7 protein-coding genes, 1 tRNA gene and 2 pseudogenes are annotated in these 9,118 nt (G+C 61.7%); 9 read left to right on the top strand and 1 reads right to left on the bottom strand.

Translation table 11 applies throughout. The features are described from left to right. The 8 genes and pseudogenes from EGI20_RS07255 to pepT form a co-directional block, all read left to right on the top strand. Positions 1–249 (top strand): annotated as a pseudogene (locus tag EGI20_RS07255) (polyphosphate:AMP phosphotransferase); the annotation flags it as partial. Then, the gene (recD, locus tag EGI20_RS07250) at positions 233–1,954 is read left to right on the top strand and encodes an exodeoxyribonuclease V subunit alpha (protein WP_498630863.1); all 1,722 of its coding nucleotides are present in this window, start codon (positions 233–235) and stop codon (positions 1,952–1,954) included. The pseudogene EGI20_RS07255 and the gene recD, both read left to right, overlap by 17 nt. Positions 1,955–2,467: 513 nt before the next feature. Beyond that, positions 2,468–2,722: pseudogene (locus EGI20_RS07245) on the top strand (methyl-accepting chemotaxis protein); the annotation flags it as partial. Between the two features lie 45 nt (positions 2,723–2,767). Continuing rightward, on the top strand, positions 2,768–3,208 hold the full coding sequence (locus EGI20_RS07240) for a CZB domain-containing protein (protein ID WP_498630864.1): 441 nt from the start codon (positions 2,768–2,770) through the stop codon (positions 3,206–3,208). A gap of 43 nt (positions 3,209–3,251) precedes the next feature. Continuing rightward, positions 3,252–4,142 (top strand): NUDIX hydrolase, encoded by an 891-nt coding sequence (locus tag EGI20_RS07235; protein WP_498630861.1) that lies wholly within the window; start codon positions 3,252–3,254, stop codon positions 4,140–4,142. A 43-nt stretch (positions 4,143–4,185) separates the two neighbouring features. Then, the gene (locus EGI20_RS07230; protein ID WP_498630859.1) at positions 4,186–4,989 is read left to right on the top strand and encodes a class I SAM-dependent methyltransferase; all 804 of its coding nucleotides are present in this window, start codon (positions 4,186–4,188) and stop codon (positions 4,987–4,989) included. Between the two features lie 196 nt (positions 4,990–5,185). Beyond that, a complete protein-coding gene (locus tag EGI20_RS07225; protein WP_498630857.1) occupies positions 5,186–6,751 on the top strand; it encodes an AbgT family transporter in 1,566 nt (521 codons plus the stop codon). A 78-nt stretch (positions 6,752–6,829) separates the two neighbouring features. Beyond that, positions 6,830–8,044 carry a peptidase T gene (gene pepT / locus EGI20_RS07220; RefSeq protein ID WP_498630855.1) on the top strand — a complete coding sequence of 405 codons (1,215 nt, stop codon included), beginning with the start codon at positions 6,830–6,832 and terminating at the stop codon, positions 8,042–8,044. Positions 8,045–8,102: 58 nt separating this feature from the next. On the opposite strand, the gene EGI20_RS07215 is transcribed toward pepT, so the two are convergent. Beyond that, a tRNA-Arg gene (locus EGI20_RS07215) sits at positions 8,103–8,179 on the bottom strand. 125 nt (positions 8,180–8,304) lie between these two features. On the opposite strand from EGI20_RS07215, the gene EGI20_RS07210 reads away from it, so the two are divergent. Continuing rightward, complete coding sequence (locus EGI20_RS07210; RefSeq protein WP_498630853.1) at positions 8,305–9,063, top strand: c-type cytochrome; 759 nt, start codon at positions 8,305–8,307, stop codon at positions 9,061–9,063. Positions 9,064–9,118: the final 55 nt, after the last annotated feature.

Here is a 9,118-nt window from a genome sequence, read left to right as displayed (position 1 = left end):
CAGTTGGCGCGTTTTCAGGCACGCGAAGAGACCGGCTTCAAACGTTTCAAGATCACCGACGAAGACTGGCGCAACCGCGAGCGCTGGGACGACTACAAGCTGGCGGTGTGCGACATGATAGACCGCACCAGCACGACGCGGGTGCCGTGGACGCTGGTCGAGGCCAACAACAAGCACTATGCGCGCATCAAGGTGCTCAAGACCGTGTGCGATGCGCTGGAGGCGAGGCTGGATGCAGACGCCAACTGAAGAGAACGTCAGCGAAGTCTTGCCCGGCGTGCTGTCCGGCCTGATGCGGCGGCTGGACCCGGCGCTGGGCGAGGCGGCCGAGGCCGCGATCATCGCGCTGATCCGCGCTAACCGCGCCGGCCATGTGTGCCGGCGCATCGCTGACTCACAGAGCCGGCGCGAGCTTGCCGCCAGCCCTTTGCTTGCCCGTCCCGGCGGCTATGCGCCCTTGGTGCTGGACGAGGCCGGTCGCCTGTATTTTGCCCGTCACTGGTGGTTTGAAAAGGAATTGGCCGAGCGTCTGGCTGCCTTGGCTGCCCATAAGGACGCCGTCGATCCTGAGCGGGTCGCCACCTTGCTGGACGCGCTGTTTGCTCCGACCTCCGAAGGGGCGGCCGACCGCCAGCGTCTGGCGGCGGCGCTGGCGGTGCGCCAGCATCTGCTGGTGATTTCCGGCGGCCCCGGCACCGGCAAGACCACCACCGTGGTGCGCCTGTTGGCGATGCTGGCCGCCCTGTCGCCACGCCCGCTGGTGATGGGCATGGCGGCGCCCACCGGCAAGGCGGCCGCGCGTTTGTCCGAATCGATGCGCGGCGCGCGTGCGGCGCTGGAGGTGGATGCGCAGGTCAAGGCGCAATTGCCCGGGGATGCGCAAACCCTGCACCGGCTGATCGGTCTGGTGCCCGGGCGCGATGCGCCGCGTTATCACGCAGGCAACCCGCTGCCGCTGGATGTGCTGGTGATAGACGAAGCCTCGATGGTGGATCTGACCCTGATGCACGACACCGTTGCGGCCTTGCCTGCACATGCGCGTCTGATCCTGCTGGGTGACCGTGACCAGCTGGCTTCGGTCGATGCCGGTGCGGTCTTGGGTGATGTGGCCGAACGCGAGGCGTGGAGCAGCGACACGCTGGCATGGCTGGCGGCAGCCGGGCTCGCGGCACCGGGGGCCGCCAGCCCGGCACAGGCCCTATCTGACACGGTGGTTTTCCTCACCCGCAGCCATCGCTTTGGCGCAGATAGCGGCATCGGCCGTCTGGCGCGCGCGGTGAATGGTGGCGACGCGCAGGGCGTATCGGGGCTATTGGCCGATGAAAGTTATCCCGATATCGAATGGCGCCCGGCGTTTGCACCGGACGACGACGAACATTACCGCGAGCGGGCTGCCTATTTTGCGCTGGTGCACGCCGGAGCCGGGGCGGATGCAGTATTTGCCGAGTTCCTGCGTTTCATGTTGCTGACCGGCGAGAAGCGCGAAGTGGCGCGCCTCAATCAGTCCATCGAAACGCGCTTGCTGCGCGATGGACTGCGCGAGGCCGAGTCGGAATGGTATGCCGGGCGGGCGGTGATGGTGCGGGAAAACGATTACAGCGTGGGCTTGTTTAACGGCGATATCGGCATTGCCCTGCAGGATGGCGGCAGCCTGCGCGTGTATTTTCCGCGCGCCGACGGCAGTTTCCGCGCAGTGGCTCCGGCGCGCCTGCCCGGCCATGAAACCGCGTTTGCGATGACGGTGCACAAGAGCCAGGGCTCGGAATTTGACCGGGTATGGCTGGTGCTGCCCGCCCAGCCTTCGGCACTGTTTTCGCGTGCGCTCTTATATACCGGCATCACCCGCGCGCGGTGCCAGTGCAGGCTGATCGGGCCGCAGGCGGTGCTGCTGGCTGCCACCGGGCAGCTGGCCGAGCGCGAATCGGGGCTGGGGGCAAGGCTGTGGCTTGACTAGGCGCAATATTCCTATTGATTAACCATGCATAATGCACATTGATTTTTCACCTATGGAGATGGCCCATGTTTGGACGCGCCACGCGTAAAGCCCTGCAAGAGGCAGAAGCTTCGTTGCAGGACGAGAGACAGCAGCGTCAGGTGCTACAGGGCAGGCTGGAGCAGGTCGAGCAGGAAAGGCGCGATTTGCTTGATGAATGCGCAGCCTTGCGTAAGCAGTCCCAACAGGGACAAAGCGGTCGACAGGGTTTTGGTGAATGCCAGCAGAGTCTGGTCGGGGTGCAGCAGTCGCTGGCAGAGTCTGGTCGGGGTGCAGCAGTCGCTGGCAGAGCTGGCTGGCGTGCTTGAGGGCGACAGGGTGCGTACCGGAGATGCCGTATCGGCGCTGGAAAGCAGCCTGTCTTCAGTTTTCAATATGATAGACAGCTTCAGGGCGCTGGTGGATCAGCAGGTGGACATTGCCGGCGACATCCGCAACCTGAACCAGCATACCGGCAAGATAGGCAGCTTTGTCGAGCTGATTCGCGATGTGGCTGACCAGACCAATTTGCTGGCGCTCAATGCCGCCATTGAGGCTGCACGGGCTGGCGAAGCGGGACGCGGCTTTGCCGTGGTGGCGGATGAGGTGCGCAAGCTGGCCGAGCGGACCAGCCAGGCTACACGCGAGATAGGTACGCTGGTGAGCTCTATCGAGGAGAGCACCCGTTCGACCAGTGTTCGGGTCGAAGCGGCTGCGAGCGAGGCCGAACAGCACCGTAATCAGGGTGAGACGACAGCACACAATCTGCAGGAACTGCTGACCTTGTCGCGAGCCATGCGCGACTCGATCGAGCAAGGCGCCAATCTCTCTTTCCTGGAGGTCGCGCGGCTGGATCATGTGGTGTTCAAGCTGGGCATCTATCGTACCGTGCTGACCGGCGAGGCCATCGATGCCAAGCCCGAAGGCCTGGCCGACCACCACCAGTGCCGTCTCGGCAACTGGTATGAACATGGGCGCGGGCGCGAAGAGTTCTCTGGCTATCCGGCATTTCGTGATCTCGTTGCACCGCACGAGCGGGTGCATAGTGCGGGCCGCCTGACTCTGGAGGCGTTCAGAGTGCAGAATAATGCCGATGTGACGCGTCATCTGCTGGCCATGGAAGCGGCCAGCCGTGAGGTTCTGGAACTGCTAAGCCGCTTGGGCGTGGAAGCCGAGCCCGAGGGGCACCGGGCACATCAGCACGAGATCGAGTCTTTTTTAAGTCAATGTCATTGAATGCGGTTAGAATGGCGGCGTTTTGACTATTTTGGGGACTCTCATGCCAGCCGTTGCCGAATATCTTGAGCGTATTGCCCTGCATGATCTGTCCGACTTTGTGCCGCTGCGGATCGCGGGTGAGGTGATGGGGGCGGTCAACCCGGTCTGGCATGCGCGTCTGCTGTCCTGCCCATCCGGCCTGTTTATGGCTGAAGGCGAGGCGCTGGCCTGCCACCTGACCGGTAACCGTCATGAAAACAGCCGCCTGCTGGATGCGGCGGCACGCGCCTGGTGCGAGGCGGGCTGGCTTAGCGGCTGGCGCGACGAGAAATTCGCCAGCTATCAGGCCAGCGGCTTGCCCTTGTTTCAGCTTGATCGTGCCGCCTTCCGCCCCTTGGGGCTGACCAGCCACGCGGCGCATATTAACGGCCTGACCCGTCTTAGCTCTGGCGAAGTACGGATGTGGGTCGGGCGGCGCAGCCCGGACAAATCATTTGAACCCAACCGCATGGACAATCTGGTCGGCGGCGGTGTCGCTGCCGGCGAGACGGTGCACGACGCCTGCTTGCGCGAAGGCTGGGAAGAGGCCGGCATTAGCGCCGAACGGCTGGCGCCACTGACGGTTGCCAGCCGTATTCTGGCCGAACGGCCGGTGGCGCGCGGTCTGCACCGCGAGTGGCTGCATGCCTTCGATCTGTGGCTGCCCGAGGGGGTCAAGCCCGCCAATCAGGATGGCGAAGTGGCCGAGCACAGCCTGCTGCCTTTGGCTGAAGTCGAAGCCTTGCTGTTGCAGGAGCGTTTTATGGCTGATGCGGCGCTGGTGGCTATCGATTGCCTGCTGCGTCTGGGCTACTGGGGCGAGCAGGAGGCGGGCATCGCCGCCGTATTTGATAGTTTGCGCCAGTGGCCGGCCACGGCGACACCGCCCTTGCCCGCTGGCATGCCCATCTGAAGTTTGCCCGTCTTTGCTGGCAGCTCAATACAGGATAATAGCCATGGCAGACACGCCAATCCGCTTTGACGATGGTGCGGGCTACGAACGCTATATGGGACGGTGGAGCCAGTTGGCCGGCGAGGTTTTTCTCGACTGGCTGGCGCCGCCATCCGGCTTGCGCTGGCTGGACATCGGTTGTGGCAACGGCGCCTTTACCAGCATGCTCGCCGAGCGTACGGCACCTGCCGCGCTACAGGGCCTAGACCCATCCGCCGAGCAGCTTGCCTTTGCCGGCACGCGCGCAGGCTTGTCCGACGCACGGTTTTGCCAGGGCGACGCCATGGCTTTGCCTTTTCCTGCTGCGGCATTCGACGCCGCAGTCATGCCGCTGGTGATTTTTTTCGTGCCGGAGCCTGCGCGGGGAGTGGCCGAAATGGCGCGCGTGGTTTGTCCGGGCGGAATGGTCAGCGCCTATGCGTGGGATATGCCGGGCGGCGGCTTTCCTTATCACGCCTTGCAGTCCGAGATACGCGCCCTGGGGTACACATTGTCAAAACCGCCCAGCCCTGACTCCTCGCGGATGGAGGTATTGCAGGCGCTGTGGACGGCAGCGGGCTTGGCGGCGGTAAAAACGTGCGCGATCACCGTAGAGCGTAGCTTTGCCAGTTTTGACGACTACTGGGCCACCGTACAGTTAGGCCCAAGTGTTGCGCCCTTATTGTCCGCGATGGCGGCGGAGGAGAGGGCTTTGCTGCAGGCGCGCATGCGCGCGCGTCTGCCGGCCGATGCTTCTGGCCGTATCCTTTGCAGCGCGCGGGCCCATGCGGTCAGGGGGCGTGTACCTGCTGTCGGCGTTTCTGCGTAAACCAGGCTGCGTAGATGCGCCGTTTCTTTCCCGCGCATCGTGCACTTTGTGGCCATCATTCGGTCACGACTTGATATGTATCAAAATTAGCAACTACATGCTTCTTTTATATTGATTCGTCCGTGTCCCTTGTCATGCAAGCCCATCCGGCTGATGGCAAGGGAGTAAGCGAAGTTTGAACAATATAGGGGAAGAAATGGCTGCCATCACCGAGAGCGCTCCGCCACACGCGCCAAGCACCGGTTTTCTCAATACCATAGAACGGGTCGGCAACAAGTTGCCCGACATCACCATGCTGTTCCTGTACGCCTTGTTTGTGTGCTGGGGATTATCGTGGGCCTTGTCTTTTGTTAGCTTCGACTACCGCCATCCGCTGACCGGCGACGCCATCCAGGTGGTCAATATGCTCGCGCCGGAGCAGCTGACCACCTTCGTCACCGTCATGGTGAAAAACTTCATCAGCTTCCCGCCTTTGGGCATCACCATTGTTGCCACACTGGGTATTGGTATTGCCGAGGGTAGTGGCTTTATTCAGGTGTTGTTGAAGAAACTGCTGAATATCACGCCGCAGGCGATCCTCACCCCGGCCGTGGTATTTATCGGCGTACTCAGCCATATGGCGTCCGATTCGGCCTATGTGGTGCTGATGCCGGTTTCCGCCATGATGTTCTATGCCTGCGGCCGTCATCCGCTAGCCGGTATTGCCGCGTCGTTTGCCGGTCTGGCCGGCGGCTTTACCGCCAGCTACACCCCGTCCACCATCGACCCCATCATGCAGGGCTTTACCCAGGGTGCCGCGCGCATCATGGACCCGGTCTATGACGTCAATGTGTTGTGCAACTACTTTGTCAGTCTGGGCGGCACCTTCGGCGTGATCGCCGTGTGCTGGTTCATCACCGATCGCATCGTCGAGCCACGCCTGAAAGCCTCGCTGCCGCTAAACAAGGAGCTGGATACCGGCAAGGATCAGGATCTGCGCTATGTCTCGCCACAAGAGAGCAAGGCTTTCCGTATTGCCGGCCTGACCATGCTCGCGCTGATCGGCGCACTGGCCCTGCTGTTGTGGCCGCAAGATTCGCTGTGGCGTGCACCGGACGGCAGCCTGACCAGCCCCAAGGCGCCGGTGATGCAGGCCATTGTGCCGCTGTTGTTCCTGATGTTCGCCATTCCCGGCTTGGTGTACGGCTTTGCGGTGAAGAAATTCAAGAGCTCGAAAGATGTGACCGCAGCGATGGAAAATATTACCCGCTCGCTGATCTCGTTTATGGTGTTTGCCTTCTTCTGCGCCCAGTTCCTGTACTCGTTCGCCCAGTCCAATATCGGCACGCTGATCGCCATTTCCGGCGCCGACTTTTTGAAGGGGCTGGCAATGCCGGCCGGCTTTACCGTGTTCGGCATCATCCTGCTGACCGCCTGCCTCAACCTGATCATCACTTCGGCTTCGTCCAAGTGGGCGATTCTGGCGCCGGTGTTCGTCCCTATGCTGATGGCGGTGGGTATTTCGCCCGAGCTGACGCAGGCGGCGTTCCGCATCTCGGATTCGGCCGTTAACGTGTCGACGCCGATGTTCGCCTTCTACCCGCTGATCATCATGTACTGCCGCCAGTACTGCAAGGATGCGGGTGTCGGCACCTTGTGCTCGATGATGCTGCCTTACACCGTCGGCCTGCTGGTCGTGCTGACCGCTACGCTGTATCTGTTCTGGGGGCTGGACATTCCGCTGGGCTTCAATAGCGGCTATGTCTACCCGCCGCTGCGCTAAGGCGCTCCTGGCTGTGTGTGATGGGTCACGCGCTGCAATCTGGCCCATCACACAACTTTTGTCTTGCAAGGATTCCCGATGAAACAAGCACTACGCGAGCGCTTTTTGCGCTATGTCGCCATCTCAAGCCAGAGTGATGCCTGCGCGACCACCGTTCCCAGCACCCCGGGCCAACTGGAACTGGCACGCCTGCTGGCGTGCGAACTTGAGGCACTGGGCCTCGAGGACGTTGATATCGACGCACACGGCATTCTGACCGCGCGCAAGCCGGGCAATCAGCCGGACGCCCCGCGCATCGGTTTTGTCGCGCACCTGGACACGGTGGATGTCGGCATCTCGCCCGACATTCATCCGCAGTTGGTGGCGTTTGACGGCAGCGATATCTGCCTGAATGCCGATAAGGATATCTGGCTGCGTGTGGCCGAGCATCCCGAAATCACCCCTTACGCCGGCGACGAGATTCTGGTCAGCGACGGCACCAGCGTGCTGGGTGCCGACGACAAGGCGGCCATTAGTGTGGTGATGACGCTATTGGCCAATCTGCCTGAGGCGCATGGCGATATCGTGGTGGCTTTTGTGCCGGACGAGGAAATCGGCCTCAAGGGCTCCAAGCTGCTCGACCTCTCGCGCTTCCCTGTCGATTTTGCCTACACCATCGATTGCTGCGAGCAGGGCGAGGTGGTGTACGAAACCTTCAACGCCGCCTCGGTCGAGATCGGCATCCACGGCATCACCGCGCACCCGATGTCGGCCAAGGGTGTGCTGGTCAACCCGATCCGCGTCGCACACGACCTGATCGCGCATTTCGACCGCACCGATACCCCCGAACATACCGATGGCCGCGACGGCTACTTCTGGGTGACCGACATGCAGGCCAACCCGAACAAGGCGACGCTGAAAATGGCGATCCGCGACTTCGACCTGGCATCGTTCGAGGCGCGCAAACGCTATATCGGTGAAGTGGTGGCGCTGGTGGAGGCCCGCCATTCGAAAGCAAGGATCGACTACCGGGTGGATGACGTGTACGCCAATATCGTCCAGTCGCTGGGCGACGACCGCCGCGCCATTGACCTGATCTTTGACGGCATGGCCGAACTGGGCATTGCGCCCAAGGTGATCGCCATGCGCGGTGGCACCGACGGCTCGGCCCTGTCGCCGCGCGGTGTGTGCACGCCCAACTACTTCACCGGCGCGCACAACTTCCATTCGATCTACGAGTTCCTGCCCATGCAGTCGTTTGAAAAGTCGTACGCGCTGACGCGGCGCATTGTCGAACTGGCGGCCAAACGCTGACCCGGTGAGCGTGCAATGAAAAAAGCCTGCAAGTTTAACTTGCAGGCTTTTGGCATTCTGGTGCACCCGACAGGGATCGAACCTGTGACCTTCAGCTTCGGAAACTGACACTCTATCCAACTGAGCTACGGATGCATTAGGGCGCGATAATAGCTGATCAAAGGCCTACAGTCCAGCATGGGTTTCTTCCCATGTCGATGCACATTGCGTATAATCGCGGTCGATTGTAATTGTCATTTATCTTCATCAGGCGGGACCGTATGAGTAACGAAAACAAGATGGCTCCAGCACAGCTTATCAAAGTGCTCGTGGGCATTATCGCCTTCGTGGTGGTTGTGATCTATCTGCTGGCCAAACTGGCAACCAGTGGTTTTGACGTCAACGCCGAGGTGATGACCAAAGAGGCCGTTGCCGCTCGCCTGAAGCCGGTGGGTGAATCGGTAGCCGGTGATCCGCCCGGCTCGCGTACCGGCGAGGGTGTCTACACCGCGCTGTGCGCATCGTGTCATGCTGCAGGTCTGGCCGGTTCGCCCAAGTTTGGCGATAACGCGGCGTGGGCGCCACGTATCGGCAAGGGTGAAGCCATGCTGTTTACCCATGCGATTAGTGGCTTTAACGCCATGCCGGCGCGTGGTGGCGGTGCCGATCTGACCGACGACGAAGTCAAGCGTGCCGTGGTGTATATGGTGAACAAGTCCGGCGGCAAGTTTGCCGAACCGGCTGCAGCTGCTGCAGCGGGTGCATCTGCTCCGGCAGGCGAAGTAGCCGTCGCTGATCCGGCAATCGTGGGCAAGAAAGTTTACGATGCTGCTTGTGTCGCCTGTCATGCCACCGGCGTTGCCGGCGCACCTAAGTTTGGCGACAAGGCAGCCTGGGCGCCGCGTATCGCCAAGGGCGAGGATGCGCTGGTCGCCTCCGGTATCAAGGGTCTGAACGCGATGCCGCCTAAGGGCACCTTTGCCGGCCCTGATGCAGAGTTCAAGGCCGCCGTGCAGTATATGGTCAATGCCGCCAAGTAATGCTGCGCTGATATAGCAAAACGCCGCAAACGCGGCGTTTTTTTATGGGAAACCC

The organism is Aquitalea sp. S1-19, from assembly GCF_024343515.1.
The sequence above is the reverse complement of the archived record's forward strand: the minus strand, read 5'-3'. Positions and strand labels throughout refer to the sequence as shown.

What these genes read in the sequence shown, in the direction of transcription:
- recD (WP_498630863.1), top strand. Translation starts at nt 233, where the DNA reads ATGCAGACGCCAACTGAAGAGAACGTCAGCGAAGTCTTGCCCGGCGTG.
- EGI20_RS07240 (WP_498630864.1), top strand. Translation starts at nt 2,768, where the DNA reads ATGCGCGACTCGATCGAGCAAGGCGCCAATCTCTCTTTCCTGGAGGTC.
- EGI20_RS07235 (WP_498630861.1), top strand. Translation starts at nt 3,252, where the DNA reads ATGCCAGCCGTTGCCGAATATCTTGAGCGTATTGCCCTGCATGATCTG.
- EGI20_RS07230 (WP_498630859.1), top strand. Translation starts at nt 4,186, where the DNA reads ATGGCAGACACGCCAATCCGCTTTGACGATGGTGCGGGCTACGAACGC.
- EGI20_RS07225 (WP_498630857.1), top strand. Translation starts at nt 5,186, where the DNA reads ATGGCTGCCATCACCGAGAGCGCTCCGCCACACGCGCCAAGCACCGGT.
- pepT (WP_498630855.1), top strand. Translation starts at nt 6,830, where the DNA reads ATGAAACAAGCACTACGCGAGCGCTTTTTGCGCTATGTCGCCATCTCA.
- EGI20_RS07210 (WP_498630853.1), top strand. Translation starts at nt 8,305, where the DNA reads ATGAGTAACGAAAACAAGATGGCTCCAGCACAGCTTATCAAAGTGCTC.